Origin of the sequence: Streptococcus sp. 'group B' (genome assembly GCF_002073795.1) — a bacterium.
Classification (GTDB): domain Bacteria; phylum Bacillota; class Bacilli; order Lactobacillales; family Streptococcaceae; genus Streptococcus; species Streptococcus agalactiae.
On record NZ_CP020432.1, the window covers coordinates 1,517,771 to 1,537,124 of the forward strand.

Here is a 19,354-nt window from a genome sequence, read left to right on the forward strand (position 1 = left end):
AGTGTTCTACACTTAAGAAAAACTGGAGAAAAACCATGTCTAGAAAAGTACGTCGTCACTTCACCGATGATTTTAAGCAACAAATTGTTGACCTTTACAATGTTGGTAGAAAGCGTAGCAGTCTCATCAAGGTATATGAGCTAACCCCTTCCACCTTCGATAAGTGGGTTAGACAAGCCAAAACAACTGGTTCATTCAAGTCTGTTGATAATCTGACAGATGAACAGCGGGAGCTAATTGAACTCAGAAAACACAATAAAGAACTCGAAATGCAATTAGATATCCTAAAGCAAGCAGCGGTGATTATGGCACAAAAAGGGAAATAATCACTGCTAATAAGGATAAATACAGCATTTCAAAGATGTGTCGCTGGCTGAATATGCCACACTCAAGTTATTACTATCAAGCCGTGGAGTCAGTATCTGAAACGGAGTTTGAAGAAACTATTAAAAGAATTTTCCTCGATAGCGAGTCCAGATACGGATCCAGAAAAATCAAAATATGCTTGAATAACGAAGGTATCACACTTTCACGTCGTCGGATTCGACGCATTATGAAGCGACTCAATTTGGTTTCTGTTTATCAGAAAGCCACCTTCAAACCACATTCTAGAGGCAAGAATGAAGCCCCTATTCCCAACCACTTAGACAGGCAATTTAAGCAAGAAAGACCACTACAGGCCTTAGTCACTGACTTAACCTATGTTCGTGTAGGCAATCGTTGGGCTTATGTTTGCCTCATCATTGACCTATACAACCGTGAAATCATCGGCCTGTCTCTTGGTTGGCACAAGACCGCTGAACTCGTTAAGCAAGCCATACAAAGCATCCCTTACGCCCTGACCAAAGTCAAGATGTTCCATTCAGATCGTGGCAAAGAGTTTGATAATCAGTTAATTGATGAAATATTGGAAGCCTTTGGAATCACACGTTCGCTTAGTCAGGCTGGTTGTCCTTATGACAATGCCGTAGCTGAAAGTACGTATCGTGCTTTCAAAATTGAATTTGTTTATCAAGAAACCTTTCAATTGCTGGAAGAACTAGCTCTTAAGACTAAAGACTATGTTCATTGGTGGAATTACCACCGCATTCATGGTAGTCTCAACTACCAAACACCAATGACTAAAAGATTAATTGCCTAGAAAAACACTTTATAAATGTTGTACAGAAAAGTGTTGCCTTTTCAATCTTTTTAAATAAATTTTCTATAACAAATAATCTAATAATGAATTATAATATATTTAGATTATTTAGGAGACTTAAGAAATGGTAAACCAATTAATAATTTTAGGAAATGGATTTGATAGAGCTTCGGATTTAAAGTCAGGATATATGGATTTTTTCAATTTTAGATTTAAAGATTCAGACAGTACTAGTAGTTTTTGGTATTATATTTTGAGATCATGTTATAATAAAAAATTGTCTAGCGATTTATGGAGTGATATTGAGAAATTAATTTCAGTACATCTAAAAAACATTATAACACTATATAATAACGAAACAATTTTAAGTGGCAAAGATATTGAGAGTATATATATCGAAACATTAAGCACTGATTACTCAAGAAATGATTACTCTACCAGTGAGGAGCTAACGCAAAAAGCACTCCATAATTTTTTGTGGAATCATAATGGTATACCTATTGTTCCAGAACTAGATAATTTATTATTACTAATTCAAAAAGATTTAAAAATAGTCGAAGATGAGTTTTGTTCTTATTTAACTAATCAAATAGAGATCCAGGAACAATCAAAAGATGATTATTTTAAAGATATAACTAATTTGGGAAATAATTACTTATTAAAATCTCGAATTATTTTTGAACTCTTGTATAAAAGTAATATTTCTAGTGCATTCACATGTAATTCTTTTGTTGCACTACATGATTTTCATAACGAAAATTGTTTCAATTCCTATGAAGGATTTCTTAGCTACATTTATGACTTAGAAAGTAATAATGAATTTAATGTTGAAACATCAATATTGAATTTTAATTATACATTACCTAGAATAGATAAATTACAACGTAATATTCATGGAACCCTGAATGATAAAAATATTATTTTTGGAATAGATTATGATTCTTTAATTGATATACAAAAAGATAAAAATGTTACCCTGCCTGTTGAATTTACCAAATCATACAGGATATTACAGAACGGAAATATATTTCAATATCCAATTCCCTCTGAACTAACTTTTATAAAATTTTATGGTCATGGTCTGGGTGAAGCAGACTATTCTTATTTTCAATCAATTTTTGACTCAATTAATCTTTATTCCAGTGACACTGTACTAATTTTCTATTGGAGTTGTTATAACGAGAATATTAGGGAACAAATTAAATCTCAACAAGTTCATGCAGTACATAAATTAATTGAAAAATATGGAGATACTTTTAATAATAAGAATCATGGCAGAAATTTATTCACAAAACTTCAATTAGAAAATCGTTTAATTATTCAAGAAATACTTTATAATGATATTCTAAATCCATATTAAACAAAACACCCCCACAAAATATTGTGGGGGTGTTTGTGGGGAAGATTCAATTGAATCTTTCCTTTTTTAATCGCCTTAACTTTAACGAAAAGACTTTAAAACTAGGCTTTCACCTTTAAACAACCAATAGATGATTATTTAAGAGTAACAGTTGCGTTTTTCAATTAAACCTTGTTATTTCAAGTGTTTCCGCTATCTCTTCTTTGCTTGGTGGGGTCTTGGTGGGGTTATCAAATCCAAACGATTCTAAAGCCTTCGTTATTTCTCTACCACCTTCAGCTTTTTTCTTAGCGTAAATATGGGCATATGTATTGAGTGTTGTAGCTTTATCTGTTCTTCCAGAACGGGCTGATACATATAAAACATCTTTGTGAAGAACATTAATCAAAAAGCTATCATGCGAATGTCTAAGACCTTTACCAGCCATAACTGGTAAATCTTGCTCTTTTGCTACACGTTTCAAAAGACGAGTTAGGGTAGTTTTATGCATAGGAACTTCTTCACGAGCTAAAACAAAATCACCTAAACTATTATGAATCTGTACTTCTTTCCACTCTTTTAGCGTTTGAAGTGTCATATCATCTAATTCAACATATCTCGTACCTGCTTCGGTCTTAGTCTTGTTTTTACGAAATGGATTCCCATTTTCATCATATTCTAAAGTTGATTGCACGTGCAATAATTTAGATTCAAAATCAATATCAGACCAAATTAGGCTCAATCCTTCAGAAACTCGTAATCCTGTCATAAAATATAGCCAGATTACTGTATAGTAATAAACACCTTGATATGTTGTTCTATCAAATGCATTGACTGCTTTCTGAAAATCTTCTACCGTCCAAAATGAAGTCACTGTTCTCTCACCTTTGATATTGTCTAGTTTAGTACAAGGGTTAAATTCAATATATTCCAAACGCTCTGCGTAAGTTAAGCATTTTTTAAATCTAAGCCAAACATTTTTTGCATAGTTTGGTGAATACTTATCTTGTAATGAAAGACGGAACCGTTCACAAAACTGAACAGATATATCTGAAAGTAAGTACTGCCCTAGTTCTTCTTTAAAAATATCAAAGTGTGTCAATGCTGTTTTATAGGTAGACGATTCAACAGTTTTGATATAATACGGTAAAAATACCGTGTTAATAAAATCTTCTAACGTTAATACTGGAACTGTCTGTTTTTGTGCAAGTTCATCTTGTGACCTGACTTCGGCTCTAACTCGACAAAGTTCATCATAAGCCTGTTTTTCAGTACGGAATGGATTTCCATTTTTATCCTTATAGGACTTCTTACGTCTTCGTTTTCCCGTTACAGGGTCTTTCCCAAATTCTGTTTGAAAGTAAATTCTATTTTTCTTATCTCTGGATACTCCGCTATATTTTTTACTTGCCATCTTTAAGCACCTTCCTTTTCTAGTAAAGGCAACTCAAAGCCAAGCAATTCCTCAACTATACTAGCTGGGGCTAGGTTTAATCTCACATTATCAAATGGTGATTGTCCTAATTGTATCACTTTTCCTGTTTCCTGTATATTATTTTCAAATCTCTGTACTGCAATCGCTTTTGCTTGCTTTATAATTTCTCTAGCTGTATTCTCTGGGAATCCGATTTTCATTAAGTCAATATGTTTTACTGTTACTTTTGTATTTGTCATATTAATAATCCTAATTTTCTTATTCATTCTCATCTGAAACATTCTCAATATTCTCATCATTCTTACTTTTCAATCTACTTCTTACGACTGTTTCAGGTTTTTTCTTTTGAAAAAATTTATTCTCATCATCTAATTCTAACAGGTAAATTGAGACATCTTTTTCAAATTTTTGTTCTTCAATATATAAGTTACCTACTATGAAATTAGGGGTAAACTCTTGAAGTTCATTTTCATCAATCTGCTGAAATTCTATTTCAGGTTTTTTCAAACCACGACTAACAAAATATTTTGGCTGTCTATACGCCGAAGGAATAGCAATCAAATCTTTTGTAATATACTTCGATATATAATTTGCTGTTTTTACCTTGCTATCAATTTTTGATACGGTACTGAAACCATCTTTCCAAGTTTCAGCATTATATATTTGCAAACCATTCTTTTTTATCAATTTATCCGTTTTTGGGTTCCTTGCTTCTATTAATGGTGGTGAGAATCCAAAAGTTATTCCGTGAAAATGGATTCTACCATTCTTATGTAATTCTGGTATAAAAATATAGTCAAATTTTCCATATTTTTCACGCTGATATTTCAACCAAGCTCTTAATTTCTTTTTCGCATATTCATAATCTTTTGCATTAACTTTTTCATCATCAAAAGTTAATGTCCAGAATAAATCAAAATCGTTACACTCACAGTAATATCTAATTCTTCGTTGAATTTTTTGAGCTTGCTGAAAATTATATATCTCTTGTTCCTCTTCTGTACGTATTTGTCTTTCATGGTTGGTAGGTCTATTATTACCTGATACTCTTTGTTTTAGATAACCATATTTTATTACCTCAACATGGTCTCCAAAATTTATAACTTTTAAATTGTATTCACTAGTCACTCATAATTTACCAACTTTCTATCATACCCTCAGCTTATCTTGGCTGTCTGTCAAGTAGCCAGCCAAAAGTATCCTTATTTATTCCTAGAATCAGAGCGGAGCTAGCTCCGCTCTGATTTCAGAACACGTAACGCCCCCTTGAATGGTAGCCTAGAATCATCATAAAATGGTGTCTTGAAAGTAATTGGGTGCTCTAATCCAATACCATCTAAGTAGATAACACCTTCTCGTTTACTTGAGTCCACACTGGGCAATTCTGATTTTCCTATATTAAAAATTTCTGTTGATTGAGATTGACTAATACGACCCAAAGCAATACGTAAACCAAGTGAATCTCTACTCTCAGAGCTCAAAATAGACGTAGGCAACAGCTGACCCGAAACAACAACCATAATAGAAGCTTGTCTACATTTAACAATTAATTTCAAAAGTTTGGCATTAAATTGTGGAAACAGTCTATCAGCAGGTTTCTTTAATTTATCCTCTGCTTGCATTTCTGTAGCTAGAGCTAAATACTCATCAATAACTAGCAAAATATTTCCTTGCCCAAATTTTTCATTATGTGTCACATCTGCTTCATCATCAGAATTTTGATTGATTTCAGCATAACGTTCTTCCATAATAGCTTCAACTTTAGAAATCATATCAAACGCCTGTTGCCCTGTAGTTGCTACTTCACCAATGTGTCGCATCGCATTACTTAGATAGGCTGATTTACCATCAATCGTATAAACTTCATTTTTCTTATTATTTATCAAGAATGCTAGAATTAGATATTTCAGTAAGGTTGTTTTACCAGAGTTTGACGGTCCAACAATAAGAGCATTAGTTTGTGATAATGTCCAATTCAGTCTTTCAGTCAATCGAATCTTTAATGTCTTTGATTCTATAAAATCTTCACGCCCTTTTATATAAAGTGATTTATCTGGTTTGTGAGACAAGACAACCTTCACATATCCATCTGCTAGGTTCTTATCTTCTAAAAACCATTCATCACGTGTTTCTTTAATGAAAAATGATAGAATATTAGTTGGGATTTCCTCCAATTTGCCTTTTGGAACATGACCACCGTGATATAATTTCAAAAATATCAAGCCATTATCTATCCAATATTCCCATCTAACGCTTTGTGTTGTATCAATTTCTGATTTATGTTTTCTCAAAATATCATTTTCTTCAGGAAAGAGCTTTAATAAGGCTGACACCTTCCATTTTTCAATAGGAGAAAACTTAGAGTTTAAGAATAACCAGTTCAGAACCATAATACTTTCCAAGCAAACTAAGCCTACTAAGCTAAATATGATTGATATTGAAATTTGGTTAGAGTTCACAAAATCAAAGAGCAGGTATAGTAAGCCAAACATCATCTCAACTGATAAGATAGACAACAAAATATTAGTCAATAGCTGACAGCGTTGTTTTCGTGTCCTGCTCACTATGATAGTTGCTACTTTCTTATTTTTTAGTGAGTAAGTACTTATTATTTCTTTAAATATTGTTTTCATCATTAATTTTTTCCTTGTTAAAAATATATACCCATGTAGCATTGCTACCCCCTATCCCTAATATTCCTATTTAATTTTTAGTTATCTTTATTTAAATTAACAAATTTCAATTCTTCTAAAATTAATTTTAATCCACCCCAGTTTCCTGAATTGCCTCTAGAAACCCATTTCAAACCTACATAGGCTGAACGTAAATCAATAACTTTTCCAATTATATCTTCAACAATAATCTGTTTTAGATAATTTTCATCACCTACGACTTCTACTGTAATAGGTACAACACTTGAAACATCTAATCCTTGTTGATTCATAAGTTGATATAGCTTAATATCTAAAACTAAAATCGTAAGCTTTGCGATTGTTCCATCAATAACTTCACCATTGCCGTCTCTTTTTGCTACTCTTCTAGCATTGGTGACTATTGCTACTTGAGGAGCTTCAATTTCATTTACTGAAAAACGAAGTTCTCCAAGTTTTGTACTATTTAAATTGATTTTTTTCAATGTTATTTACCTCTATATAAATTATTTATGTCTTAACTAAGCCGACAAGCATTGATTAGACTTTATAGCTATAAAATTCTATGGTCGTTCCTCTGTTACTTTAATTTGAGAACTAGCTACCTAATATTAACCTTAATATATAGAGAACAGAGAACTTTGGTAGGGGGAGTTTTCAAACTTTTAGTTTACTATTTTCGCCCCCAAAAACATTTGATTGGGAGTGGCTGTCAGCTCTATTCTCATTATACAAGGAAGCAAATTCTTTGCTAAGGGGAAAAAATAGAGAATAAGAAGTCCAAATTCTCCCCTTAGCAAAGAACATTATTAGGTTATAATAGAAGTACAAAATTTTTTAGGAGCTTTTTATGATTAAATTTACATATAGTGCCAATTTCTTTTATTACAATTGTTCAAAGAGAATAAAGGAAAAAATGGACTCAATTAACCAATTAATTGATGAATATGGTTATACTTCTAGTCGTCTAGCTGCTAATAGAAATACAGCTAGAAAACCAAAAATTAGTAGAAATGCTATTACACTTGACTATACAAAAGAGTTCTCTCGAGCTTTAAATAATAAAATCACCCAAAGGAATCCTAATTTTATCACACCAGCACTTACAGAAGATATATTAAATTTCTGTAAACCTGAAGAGGATTTTATTAGACAACTAAATATAGATGGTATTGACTCTTGTAAATATGAATTTGAATCTGTTTCAGAAATTTATTGGGGAACAGATGAAGAACTCTATAAGAATGAAGAATTATTTTTCTATGCAATCATCAAGGATATGCTAAATTCCATTGACGATAAAAACTTTATTGAAAGTATACTGATTGACTATGTTCCTTATGCTTACTTAACAGCACTAAATGAAATCGATTCAAGTTTGCCCCCAAATGCTGTTTCAATTTTTGATTATTATCCTGATTTGCCTAATTTAAAAGAGACGCAAAAAACTCTCTCCGAAGCAATTTCAAGACTATATCAACAGTTTAAAAATCAATACTCACTTACAGATATGTTTTTTGATTTTCTTTCTAAAAATAAAAAAGAAGTTGAGTTTAAAAATATGCAGACCGAATTTAAAAATTTCGTAAATATGTATTTAAAGCCTCGCTTAAAACACATGGTAACCGATGAAAATTCTCTCGGTAAAAGAGTCTATGAGTTATTTAAAGTAGATGGTGGAATATACATTACTAGTCAAATCTTTCAAACCACAATTTCACAACCAAACAAAGATCTTCTAGATGCTACTATTGATTATTGTAATACTCTAAGAAACATACAACTGGAACAAGAAAATGGTCTTCAAAGTCTCTCGGTTGAGTTAGAAAATTATACCCAATCAATTGCCTTATCAATCTTAGCTTTAGATAAGTATCCTACAGGTGTCACTACCATCGATAAATTACTTGAAAAATTTGAATCTCATAGTGGGGGAGACCTTTCAGCTTTTAAGAGAATAGAATACCTTGAAGATGAATCAGAAAATGACGGTCAAATTTATAAATATTAATAGCAAAAAAGGCTTCAACTACTAAATGATAGTTGAAGCCTTTTTATTAAAACCTATTTCGGTTTAATCTGAGAAAATGCATTTTTTAGTTCATGAATATTATTAAATCGCTGATACAAGTCTGGATTTGTGCCTTTATTAACAAATTCCTCTAAATTACTAAATTCAAATTTTGTAAAATTCCTATACCGTCCTGTTAAAACAAAATACAATAATTTTGACAAAGCAAAACCTTCAAAATAAAAATTATAGTTACTATATCCTACTCGTTGAAGTCCGGAATAATCATTAAACGCACCTCTTATTTCTGTATCTAAAGACGTTAATATACTATCACTCAACTTTACATTCCCTAAATCTGCAATTTTAATTATCTTTACATCCTCATATTCTTTTATCAAAATATTATTTGGAGAGATATCTCTATGAAGTATTCCTTTCTCAGATAAATATTCAAATCCTTTTATAATCTGATGGCATATAGACTTCCTCTCATCAAATGTCAATTTTTGATTATGAGTTGTGATGTATTTCAAAAGGGTCGTGTTCGCATACTCCATAATATACTCATTTTTTGTTTTATCAATAGAATAAACTTCCAGTATATATGGAGAGTGTAGCTTTTTCATCGTGTCAAATTCTAAATAAAATCTCTCTAAATCTTTCGATGAAATTATTTTACTCGCACGTTTTAATGCAAAAGTTTTGTTGTAATTCTCATCAAAATAACAAAAGACAGTAGCATAAGAACCTTTACCAACTGGCTTCAATTGAAAATTCTGTAATGAATTATTAGGTAACTGGATTATATCAGATACTTCAAAAATTGGGAGCTCATAATATATTTCAATTTCAACCATATCATCTGGCACTGAACTTCCACCAGATGATGATAGAAAATCATTACAAATTTTAAATACTTTATCATAGTATTCAGCAATAATGACATTCTCCCCACAATTCTTAAGATTATTCACAAATCTGTTAGATAGTGAAATGGCTTTTATCAAATCTCTACTTGGGTCAGCCCAAAAATGTCTCCCTCCATTTATACTATCATTCAATATTCTTAATGTTTCCACTAACTGATGGTGTAAACTAGAACATAGCTGACTCAACCTATCATCAAAACTTTCTTTGTAAAGATGTTCATAATCAATAGCAAACTCTTTTCCAAAGTAACTAGTATAATCTCTTTCAATACTCACTATGCCATTCAATAGTTTTGCATTGTTATTTACAGAAATCAATTCTATTTTTCTCCCACTATTCATATTGCTACAATATAAACATCCATTCAAATTATATCATTCAAAACCTAAATAACTAGAAAAACCTAGTAAATAGAATGACATTGCAATAGATAAATCTTCAGAATCATAGTTTTGTTGAGCACTAATGTCTCTAATTTCATCAAATACTGTATCATTTGGAATAATTGAAGAATCTAATTCTGATACAGCCTTATTAATGACTTCTGGCAAAACCATGCACATATTATAGAAGGCATCTTCCTGTCCCGTCACAAGTGAATAGAATTGGTCTAAACTAACACGTCTTATATATTTATGTCCCATTTTTCGACCATCAACTTTTGGCTCCCATTGGATATTTTGAGAATTTTTTGCAATTGCCTCAACTAAAAAACACGCACAATCATCATCTTGTAATAGCTGATTTTGCATTTTCATAAAAGTTTTACCAGAAGAAGCAGAATTCATTGTGTTATGCTTATTTTTCATTTCCACATAGACACGACTGACTTGAGAACCATCTGGCATTGTTATACCATTTGGATTTTCAAAAATGACATCCCAACCACCCTCTTCTCCATTATTCGGAACTCGACAGTGCTCTATGTATTGGAAAATAGTTTGATGAAAATATCCAATATCATTATTGTTTGATTTATCACGTTGTCTAAAAATCTCGTTACTTATAATTTGTTCCCACGAACTTCTATAAACAGATTTATCAAAAATCAATTTTATTGGATCAACAATATTTTTATTAAATCGTTTCAAATCAAAGGATTGTAATTTTTTGCCATACTTGTCTATAGTCAATTGAACATGATTATAAAAATCTTCTTCACTAATAAATGATAAGCCCCACATTTATAATACCTCCAAACTTTCTTTTATCTTCAATCCTACTTCATAAGCTAGATTTACAGGAACAGCATTTCCAACTTGTTTATATTGATTTCCTACACTTCCTTGAAATTCCCAATCATCTGGAAAACTTTGTATGCGTGCATTTTCACGAATAGTGAACGGACGTACTTCCAGTGGGTGACAGCGCTCTGTCTGCTTTTGAGTTGGAGAGGTGAGGACAGTCAAAGAGGGTTCATCTAAACTCAATCTTCTTAAAATACCCGTACGACCACCACCCATATACCAAGTTGATTTCATATATTCTTTTGCAATGCTCTCTGGAATGTCTTTCCAGTATCCTCCTGGAGGTACTAGTTCAAATATTTTTCTCTTCTGTTCTGAATATTGCATTCCTTGACTTGGTGGACAATCAAGTAAAATATCCCTTAATACTGGCTTATAATCATGAGGTTTTGGATATTCAAAAGACGTCATATTTACTAAATCATTACGGATTCCAACCATAATCATCCGTTCTCTCTTCTGAGCAACACCATAATCCCATGCATTCAGAACTTTTGATTGCACTGTATAGCCTTCTTCCTCAAAGACATTCAAAATAGTCTTGTAGGTCTTACCCTTATCGTGGCTGGTCAAACCTTTTACGTTTTCAAAAAGAAACATTTTAGGTTGCAACTTTTCCAAGAAAACAGCATAGTGATAAAACAAAGTACCACGAGTATCTTCCAAGCCTAACCGTTTCCCTGCATAAGAAAAAGACTGACAAGGAGCTCCTCCACTAAGTAAGTCTAATTCTCCTTTTTTAATTAAAAAATATTCTTCCAAATCAAGTTTTGAAATATTAGCAACATCATCATGAATCACATTCCAATTTGGTCGATTATATTTCAACGTTTCAGAAGCAGCGCTATCAAATTCGACTAATCCAATTGTATCAAAACCCGCTTTTTCAATACCTAGTGCCAGACCTCCAGCACCTGCAAATAATTCAATTGACTTCAAATATAACTCCTTAATTGATTTTTAATGCGCATTCTATAACAATAATTACTAGTTATTACAGAAAATAAGTGCTTGCTTTCTATTATACCACTATTTCACTCATAGTATAATGAAATTCAATGATAAAGATAACCTTGAATTGAAATCTTTAAATACCAAAAATAAAACCCCACCAAGAATAAAACTTAGTGGGGTTGTGGTGGGGAACTAAAATTTTTCCCACCATTTTATCACCATGAAATCGAGTTTAAACCGTGATTTACTAGGCTTCCACAATCAAATTGCGGTACTCTTTTATTTAAGAGTAACTGAAGCACCTGCAGCTTCAAGTTTTTCTTTGATTTCGTTAGCTTCTGCTTCTGAAGCACCTTCTTTGATAACTGATGGTGCGTTATCAACGATAGCTTTAGCTTCTTTAAGACCTTCGCCTGTGATTTCACGAACAACTTTGATAACGCCAACTTTTTTGTCTCCAGCAGCTGTTAATTCAACGTCAAATGAGTCTTTAGCAGCAGCAGCTTCACCACCAGCAGCGGCAGCAGCTACAGGAGCAGCAGCAGTTACACCAAATTCTTCTTCGATAGCTTTTACAAGATCGTTAAGTTCAAGAATTGTAGCTTCTTTAATTTCAGCAATAATATTTTCAATGTTTAATGCCATTGTTATTTCCTCCAAAAATATGTTTTAATATAAAATTATGTAGCTAGGCTACTTGAAGAGTGCTTATGCCACTTCTTCGTCTTTTTCTGCAACTGCTTTGACAGCATATGCAATGTTGCGTACTGGCGCTTGAAGTACTGAAAGGAGCATTGAAAGCATACCTTCTTTGTTTGGTAATTTAGCAAGAGCGTTAATTTCTTCAACTGAAGTGAATTTACCGTCTACTGAACCACCTTTGATTTCAAGAGCTTCTGCATCTTTAGCGAAATCGCTAATAACTTTAGCTGGTGCAATAACATCTTCGTTAGAAAACGCAACTGCTGATGGACCAACAAAAAGTTCTTTAAGGTCTTCAAGACCTGCTTTTTCAGCTGCACGAGTTAAAATTGAGTTTTTGATAACTTTAAACTCAACATCGCTTTCACGAAGTGAACGACGTAAGTTAGTATCTTGCTCAACAGTAAGACCACGTGAATCAACAACAACGATACTTGCTGCTGCTTTCATTTTCTCAGCAATAAGTTCAACTTGTTCAGCTTTTTTTGCAATAATTGCTTCACTCATTAGTTTTACCTCCGTTTTTATTTTTTGGGATAGGCACAAAAAAATCGCACCTAAACCTAGACACGAAAGTACAATACGTTATTTTATAATGACGTTTTGTGCCTCGGTAGGAATATTATGAGCACTGCTCCCCTACTGTCTTAGGTCAGTTTCATCAGAAACTTTAAATAGTATAACTTATAATTCTAGCATTGTCAATAATTTTTATTATTTTTCTGAAATAATTTTATAGTACCAAAAAATACTAAAATAGTTATCTTTATATCAAAAAAATAATATTTTAGTATTTATTTATTGACCTTTACTGACTAAAGGTGTATTATAGTACCAGAAAGATAATTAAATATTTAAATTAGACCTCTCTATATGTATTAAAGTATAGGAATCAATAATTAACTTTCAAAAATTAAAATCAATTGAGGTATTTAATATATGGCAAATAATAATTTTTATAATCGTGACCCTTTTGGAAATATGGATGATATTTTTAATTCTCTAATGGGAAATATGGGGGGCTATAACAGTGAGAATAAGCGATACTTAATCAATGGACGGGAAGTTACTCCTGAAGAATTCAGTCAATATCGTCAAACTGGAAAACTCCCCGGTCAAGAGCTAAATAACCAAAACACTCCTACAAACCAAGTCTCTGCAGATAGTGTTTTGACTAAATTAGGAACTAATTTAACCGATCAAGCACGTCAGCATTTGCTAGATCCAGTTATTGGACGAAACAAAGAAATTCAGGAAACTGCAGAAATTCTAGCTCGTCGTACTAAAAATAATCCTGTTCTGGTTGGTGATGCAGGTGTTGGTAAAACAGCTGTTATTGAAGGTTTGGCACAAGCAATTATAAATGGTGATGTCCCTGCTGCTATCAAAAATAAAGAAATCATTTCGATAGATATTTCTAGCCTTGAAGCTGGCACCCAATATAGGGGTAGTTTTGAAGAAAATATTCAAAATATCATAAAAGAAGTTAAGGAAACAGGAAATATTATTCTCTTCTTTGATGAAATACACCAAATATTAGGAGCCGGTTCAACTGGTGGTGATAGTGGCTCTAAGGGGCTCGCAGATATACTTAAGCCTGCACTTTCACGTGGTGAGTTAACGGTTATAGGTGCAACTACTCAAGATGAATATCGTAACACCATTCTCAAGAATGCTGCCTTAGCACGTCGCTTTAACGAAGTTAAAGTCAATGCACCTTCTGCACAAGATACTTTCAATATCCTTATGGGGATAAGAAACCTCTATGAGCAACATCATAATGTTGTTTTACCTGACTCTGTTTTGAAAGCAGCTGTAGATTTATCTATTCAATACATCCCACAAAGAAGTCTCCCTGATAAAGCAATTGACCTTATTGATATGACTGCTGCACACCTAGCTGCGCAACATCCCGTAACTGACCTTAAATCCTTAGAAAAAGAAATCGCTGAGCAAAGAGACAAGCAAGAAAAAGCTGTCAATACTGAAGATTTTGAAGAAGCTCTTAAGGTCAAGACACGCATTGAAGAGTTACAAAACCAGATTGATAATCATACCGAAGGACAAAAAGTCACTGCAACTATCAACGATATCGCTATGTCAATTGAGCGTCTAACTGGAGTTCCTGTATCAAATATGGGTGCTAGTGATATTGAACGCTTAAAAGAACTTGGCAATCGTCTAAAAGGTAAAGTCATTGGTCAAAATGATGCTGTTGAGGCAGTTGCGAGAGCTATTCGCCGAAATCGTGCTGGTTTCGATGATGGTAATCGTCCGATTGGTAGCTTTCTATTTGTTGGACCAACTGGAGTTGGTAAAACCGAGCTAGCAAAGCAATTAGCTTTTGATATGTTCGGATCAAAGGATGCTATCGTTAGACTTGATATGTCTGAATATAATGATCGTACAGCAGTTTCTAAGCTAATTGGAGCGACTGCTGGTTACGTTGGTTATGACGACAATAGTAATACACTAACAGAACGTATCCGTCGAAATCCTTATTCTATTGTTCTTCTTGATGAAATCGAAAAAGCTGACCCGCAAGTTATCACGCTTCTCCTTCAAGTTCTAGATGATGGCCGTTTAACTGATGGTCAAGGAAACACTATTAACTTTAAAAATACTGTTATCATTGCAACCTCAAATGCAGGTTTTGGAAACGAAGCATTTACAGGTGACAGCGATAAAGACTTGAAAATTATGGAACGAATTTCTCCATATTTCCGTCCAGAATTTCTAAATCGTTTCAATGGTGTTATTGAATTCTCTCACCTAAGCAAAGATGACTTAAGCGAAATTGTAGATTTGATGCTTGATGAAGTTAACCAAACAATTGGCAAAAAAGGAATTGACCTTGTGGTAGATGAAAATGTTAAATCACACTTAATTGAACTGGGTTATGACGAAGCAATGGGAGTACGTCCATTGCGCCGTGTCATCGAGCAAGAAATTCGAGATCGCATCACAGACTACTATCTCGATCATACAGACGTTAAACACCTAAAAGCTAATTTGCAAGATGGCCAAATCGTCATTTCTGAAAGATAAAAACAAAACCCGTTTGGAAGAATCCAAGCGGGTTTTCTAGTGGATTGAAAAAGGAAATCAAACTTACCCTAACCTTCTTCAAGATACTTTACTTATTTTAAATGTGCAGAGAGGTCAGCAATATCAGCTGGTCTAGTTCGGCAACAACCTCCGACAACTTGGGCGCCAAGTTTTTGCCAGTCACTTGTATTTTCAAGTAGGGTGTGTGAATGATCAGGGCTAGATTGCCAAGATTGGCTTGCCCCATCATAAACCTCTCCAGAGTTTGGATAGGTCACAAGAGGCTTGTTAGTCTGCTCTGCTATTGCTTGCAAGAAATCAGCAACTAACGATGGACTTGAACAGTTAATGCCCAGCGCCACGACCTGTGGGCTAACATCAATAGCTTTCGCCAAGTCTGCAACAGCACTACCATCTGAGATGGTCTTACCATCTTGAGAGGTGAATGACATATAAGCCTCAACCTGAGGGAAATCCTCGGCAAGTAGCTCAATAAGAGCCTCAGCCTCCTGAGCGTTTGGAATGGTTTCAAGTGCCAGAATGTCAACACCCTCATCTAAAAGAAGCTCAATACGATGGCGATGGAAGTTTTTAAGACCTTGCTTATCAATATCGTAGAGTCCAGTGTACTCAGAGCCATCCGCTAAAAAGGCAGCGTAGGGACCAACATCCCCAGAAATCAAAGGATAGATTCTCTCTGATTTTTCTTCTTTTGTCAAACTTTTCCAAACTTGCTCACGCGCAGCTTTTGCCAACTGAACAGTCAAGCGAATCAAATCTTCTGCCTGACTTTCAGAGACACCAACTTGAGCTAGTCCTTGTAAAGTCGCCTGATAAGTTGATGTCGTCACAATATCAGCGCCAGCACGAATATAATCTTCATGAATGGTCTGAATAGCTGCTGGATCCTCAATCAGATATTTGGCTGACCAAAGTTTCCCAGAAACATCACAACCTCTACTCTCAAGCTCGGTCCCCAAGGCACCATGTAGGATGAGAGTTTTTTTACTCTCTAAAAGTTCTTTAAATCTTCCCATAAGATCACCATTTCTTGTAACGTAGTTTGTGATAAATATAGCAGAAAATAATAAATGGAACACCGAAGTAAAGCCCAGCACGTTGTGAGCTATCCCAAGCAATCCCTACAATCGAAATCAAGAGCAAAATGATTGTGATATAAGGGAGAACTGGTGTAAAAGGTGTTTTGTAAGACAAATCTTCTAGTTGATTCTCTTTCAAGAATTCCTTGCGGAAATTGATTTGTGCGACTGGAATGGCTAGCCATACGACAACAACAGCAAAGCCCGCGATTGAAACCAAGGCTAGATAAACTGTGTCTGCAGCGTAAATACTTGAAAAGAGCGACAGCACTGCTCCTGCCATTGACAAGAGAAGAGCACGCATTGGGACACCGTGTTTATTGATTTTCACAACAGATTTTGACAACATACCTTCATTGGCAAGGGACCAGAGCATACGGCTTGATGCGTAGAGACCTGAGTTACCAGCAGACAGGATGGCTGTCAAGATAACGAAGTTCATGATATCCGCCGTAAAAGGGATTCCCATCTTGTCAAAGACATCAACGAATGGTGCTGTGGATACGCCTGCCTCTTTCATTGGCAATAGCGAAGCTAGGACAACAATTGTCAGTACAAAGAAAACAACCAAGCGACCGATTGTCGTTTTAATAGCCCTTGGTACAGCTTCTTTGGGATTATCCGTTTCACCAGCCGCAATACCAATTAACTCAGTACCAGAGAAGGCATAGTTAACAGCCAACATGACTGAGACAACTGCAACGATACCATTTGGAAAGGCACCATTGGCAGTCAGATGAGTGAAGAGAATAGCCTTGTGCTGACCTTCAAAGGAAACTAGACCAAACATAGCACCTAAGCCCAAGATAATAAAGATAATGATAGCAATAACCTTAATACTTGAGAAGAAAGACTCTGCTTCTGCAAAAAAGCGTACGCTAAGAGCATTTAAACCAAAAATCACAAGGGCAAAAAAGGAAGCAAATGCCCAAGCCGGCACATTTGGGAACCAGCGCTGCATCAGCATGGCAGCACCTAAAAATTCAGTCCCCAAGGCGACCGTCCAACAAATCCAATATAGCCAAGCAACAGTAAAACCTGTTCCAGGACTGATAAACTTAGTGGCATAAGTGTGGAATGACCCCGTCACCGGCATGGCAACCGCCAATTCCCCAAGTGATAGCATGACCAAATAAACCACAACGGCACCAATCAAATAAGACAGCACAGCTCCAAGCGGACCAGCCTGTGCAATGGTATAACCTGAACTCAAGAAAAGCCCAGTCCCGATAACACCACCTAGCGATAACATAAAGAGATGACGACTGGTCATCTTACGCTGGAATTTACCTTCATCTTCATAACGATGATTTTCCATAACAACCTCCAAGAAACTAATACTTTTATCCTACCACAATCTAGTCGTATTGGGGAATAGGTATTAGCTATCATATATGATAAAGAAAAACTATTACAAAAAATCAGCGAATCATAAATAGCGGTAACCTTATTTTTTTATCCTTACAAAATTAACGACCTTATGAAAACGGTCCATTTGCCAAGGACTAATAATATAATTGGTCTCCTTATCCTTCAATAGCTGTACAGGTGCAATAATGCTAGTTAGTACACAGACAATCAACATGATAAAACCACCTAGCCAATCTCCCCAAGTGAGCATTCCTTCTGCACTAGCTTGATAGATGTATGCGCAAGCTATTGGTACTAGGAGAAATACTGTCGTTGCTAGACCAGGATTATACCAAGTTTTAAGTTTAATATTCATCTGAAAACCATGACCCAAGAGCTGCGTTAGACTAAAGAACATGACTCCTAATCCAAGCCAATAAGCTTGAGGAAAAGCAATACTAGCAATGTAAAGCAACCAAGCAATAGTATTAACCAACATAATAGACTGAGTATTGCCTGGAAAACAATCCATCAGCTCTTCTTCATCATAAACAACATAGTTAATGATAGGTGATGCCCCACCGGGAAACTGATATTCTTCAAATTGATGCGCTAGAAGTGCCATAAAGTAAAAATACAATAGATAGTGAAGCATTGACCAGTCAGGTCTAAAAACAAGCAATATTACTGCTAAAATAATAAATAAAATTGCTCCAAAACGATACCAGTAATTTCTAAAATATGACATGATAATACCTCCTATTTAAACTGTGTTTCACGAAAATGTGTTAAAAATGGTTTTGAGCGTGAAAGATCAACATCACTAAATGCGTAATTTGAATGTCGACCTAAACGCTTATAGATTGGGGAACGAAAGGCTATAAAGTAGTTAAGAACAATCCATATCAGCCTAAAAACCAATCAAGTCCAGAATACAACTTCCAATCATGAGCTAAATAATAGACAGAAACAGGGACAAGACCTACTAAGGTCGTAAGAAGTCCTGGATTATACCACTTCTTCAAGGAAAGATTAAAAAAGAAAAGATGCATGGCAAGTTCTGCAAATGCAAAAATCATGACTGCAAGTGTTAAAAATGGTATATTGGGACAAAAAATCGGCAAAAGATAAACAATCACTGCAAACCACTGATTCCCGAAAAAGGCTGATAGATGGTTTAAGTCCCACTTACTAGTATCAGTTTCAACCGATTTAAGTTCAACTAGCATAGTGATAAGCGGAAAACCTCCAGGGAAACCAAATTCTTCGAAAAAGTGTAATTGAATAAAAAGTCCCGAAATAAGTAGTGACTGCACTCGTAAATCTCAATTTCCAAAAAATAATGCTAAGGCAAAAAGAGAAGCAAGATAGGGACAAAAGAGGTACCATTTTGTTATCAATGCTTTCATAAGATGACCTCCAAGATTTGTGACATTTGATACC

Annotated in this window: 18 protein-coding genes and 1 other annotated feature; of the genes, 4 read left to right on the forward strand and 14 right to left on the reverse strand. The window is 34.4% G+C overall.

The genetic code is table 11. The annotated features are described in order from the left end of the window. The first annotated feature begins 35 nt into the window (after window positions 1–35). Together A6J68_RS07980 and A6J68_RS07985 are read left to right on the forward strand one after the other, a co-directional pair. A protein-coding gene (locus A6J68_RS07980) for an IS3-like element ISSag2 family transposase (RefSeq protein ID WP_088197863.1) occupies window positions 36–1,141 on the forward strand; the annotation gives its coding sequence in 2 pieces (ribosomal slippage) (window positions 36–312 and window positions 312–1,141; 1,107 coding nt in all). 124 nt (window positions 1,142–1,265) lie between these two features. Then, on the forward strand, window positions 1,266–2,501 hold the full coding sequence (locus A6J68_RS07985) for an AbiH family protein (protein ID WP_000248015.1): 1,236 nt from the start codon (window positions 1,266–1,268) through the stop codon (window positions 2,499–2,501). Window positions 2,502–2,661: 160 nt separating this feature from the next. On the opposite strand, the gene A6J68_RS07990 is transcribed toward A6J68_RS07985, so the two are convergent. The 5 genes from A6J68_RS07990 to A6J68_RS08010 form a co-directional block, all read right to left on the reverse strand. Further along, window positions 2,662–3,894, reverse strand: a complete 1,233-nt coding sequence (locus A6J68_RS07990) for a tyrosine-type recombinase/integrase (protein ID WP_000157136.1) — start codon at window positions 3,892–3,894, stop codon at window positions 2,662–2,664. Window positions 3,895–3,896: 2 nt separating this feature from the next. Then, window positions 3,897–4,196 carry a DUF3173 family protein gene (locus tag A6J68_RS07995; RefSeq protein WP_000487305.1) on the reverse strand — a complete coding sequence of 100 codons (300 nt, stop codon included), beginning with the start codon at window positions 4,194–4,196 and terminating at the stop codon, window positions 3,897–3,899. Continuing rightward, window positions 4,174–5,043 carry a hypothetical protein gene (locus A6J68_RS08000; RefSeq protein ID WP_105253174.1) on the reverse strand — a complete coding sequence of 290 codons (870 nt, stop codon included), beginning with the start codon at window positions 5,041–5,043 and terminating at the stop codon, window positions 4,174–4,176. The genes A6J68_RS07995 and A6J68_RS08000 overlap by 23 nt, the downstream gene beginning before the upstream one ends. A 101-nt stretch (window positions 5,044–5,144) precedes the next feature. Further along, the gene (locus tag A6J68_RS08005) at window positions 5,145–6,551 is read right to left on the reverse strand and encodes an FtsK/SpoIIIE domain-containing protein (RefSeq protein ID WP_000978304.1); all 1,407 of its coding nucleotides are present in this window, start codon (window positions 6,549–6,551) and stop codon (window positions 5,145–5,147) included. A 74-nt stretch (window positions 6,552–6,625) separates the two neighbouring features. Further along, complete coding sequence (locus A6J68_RS08010; RefSeq protein WP_000723565.1) at window positions 6,626–7,051, reverse strand: hypothetical protein; 426 nt, start codon at window positions 7,049–7,051, stop codon at window positions 6,626–6,628. 365 nt (window positions 7,052–7,416) lie between these two features. Between A6J68_RS08010 and A6J68_RS08015 the strand changes: the two genes are divergently transcribed. Then, entirely contained in the window at window positions 7,417–8,577 is a 1,161-nt protein-coding gene (locus A6J68_RS08015) for a hypothetical protein (RefSeq protein ID WP_000589504.1), read from the forward strand. A gap of 53 nt (window positions 8,578–8,630) precedes the next feature. On the opposite strand, the gene A6J68_RS08020 is transcribed toward A6J68_RS08015, so the two are convergent. The 5 genes from A6J68_RS08020 to rplJ form a co-directional block, all read right to left on the reverse strand. Then, a complete protein-coding gene (locus tag A6J68_RS08020; protein ID WP_000626555.1) occupies window positions 8,631–9,827 on the reverse strand; it encodes a protein kinase family protein in 1,197 nt (398 codons plus the stop codon). A 57-nt stretch (window positions 9,828–9,884) separates the two neighbouring features. Beyond that, window positions 9,885–10,694: an Eco47II family restriction endonuclease gene (locus A6J68_RS08025; protein WP_000264509.1), complete on the reverse strand. Its 810-nt coding sequence runs from the start codon at window positions 10,692–10,694 to the stop codon at window positions 9,885–9,887. Beyond that, window positions 10,695–11,696: a DNA cytosine methyltransferase gene (locus A6J68_RS08030; protein ID WP_000835391.1), complete on the reverse strand. Its 1,002-nt coding sequence runs from the start codon at window positions 11,694–11,696 to the stop codon at window positions 10,695–10,697. A gap of 294 nt (window positions 11,697–11,990) precedes the next feature. Beyond that, window positions 11,991–12,356: a 50S ribosomal protein L7/L12 gene (gene rplL, locus A6J68_RS08035; RefSeq protein ID WP_001196973.1), complete on the reverse strand. Its 366-nt coding sequence runs from the start codon at window positions 12,354–12,356 to the stop codon at window positions 11,991–11,993. Between the two features lie 63 nt (window positions 12,357–12,419). Continuing rightward, window positions 12,420–12,920 (reverse strand): 50S ribosomal protein L10, encoded by a 501-nt coding sequence (rplJ, locus tag A6J68_RS08040; RefSeq protein ID WP_001287287.1) that lies wholly within the window; start codon window positions 12,918–12,920, stop codon window positions 12,420–12,422. Between the two features lie 29 nt (window positions 12,921–12,949). Beyond that, window positions 12,950–13,083 (reverse strand) — a sequence feature (ribosomal protein L10 leader region). 269 nt (window positions 13,084–13,352) lie between these two features. Here rplJ and A6J68_RS08045 point away from each other — a divergent pair. Continuing rightward, window positions 13,353–15,461, forward strand: a complete 2,109-nt coding sequence (locus A6J68_RS08045; protein ID WP_000002813.1) for an AAA family ATPase — start codon at window positions 13,353–13,355, stop codon at window positions 15,459–15,461. A 92-nt stretch (window positions 15,462–15,553) separates the two neighbouring features. Here the strand turns inward: A6J68_RS08045 and mmuM are convergent, their stop codons facing one another. The 4 genes from mmuM to A6J68_RS11645 form a co-directional block, all read right to left on the reverse strand. Then, window positions 15,554–16,498, reverse strand: coding sequence for a homocysteine S-methyltransferase (gene mmuM / locus A6J68_RS08055; protein WP_000532340.1), 945 nt, complete (start codon window positions 16,496–16,498; stop codon window positions 15,554–15,556). A gap of 4 nt (window positions 16,499–16,502) precedes the next feature. Further along, window positions 16,503–17,879, reverse strand: coding sequence for an amino acid permease (locus A6J68_RS08060; protein WP_000427485.1), 1,377 nt, complete (start codon window positions 17,877–17,879; stop codon window positions 16,503–16,505). Window positions 17,880–18,008: 129 nt separating this feature from the next. Beyond that, a complete protein-coding gene (locus tag A6J68_RS08065) occupies window positions 18,009–18,659 on the reverse strand; it encodes an HXXEE domain-containing protein (protein WP_000120093.1) in 651 nt (216 codons plus the stop codon). A 157-nt stretch (window positions 18,660–18,816) separates the two neighbouring features. Further along, window positions 18,817–19,227, reverse strand: a complete 411-nt coding sequence (locus A6J68_RS11645; protein WP_001191111.1) for an HXXEE domain-containing protein — start codon at window positions 19,225–19,227, stop codon at window positions 18,817–18,819. Between the last annotated feature and the right edge of the window lie 127 nt (window positions 19,228–19,354).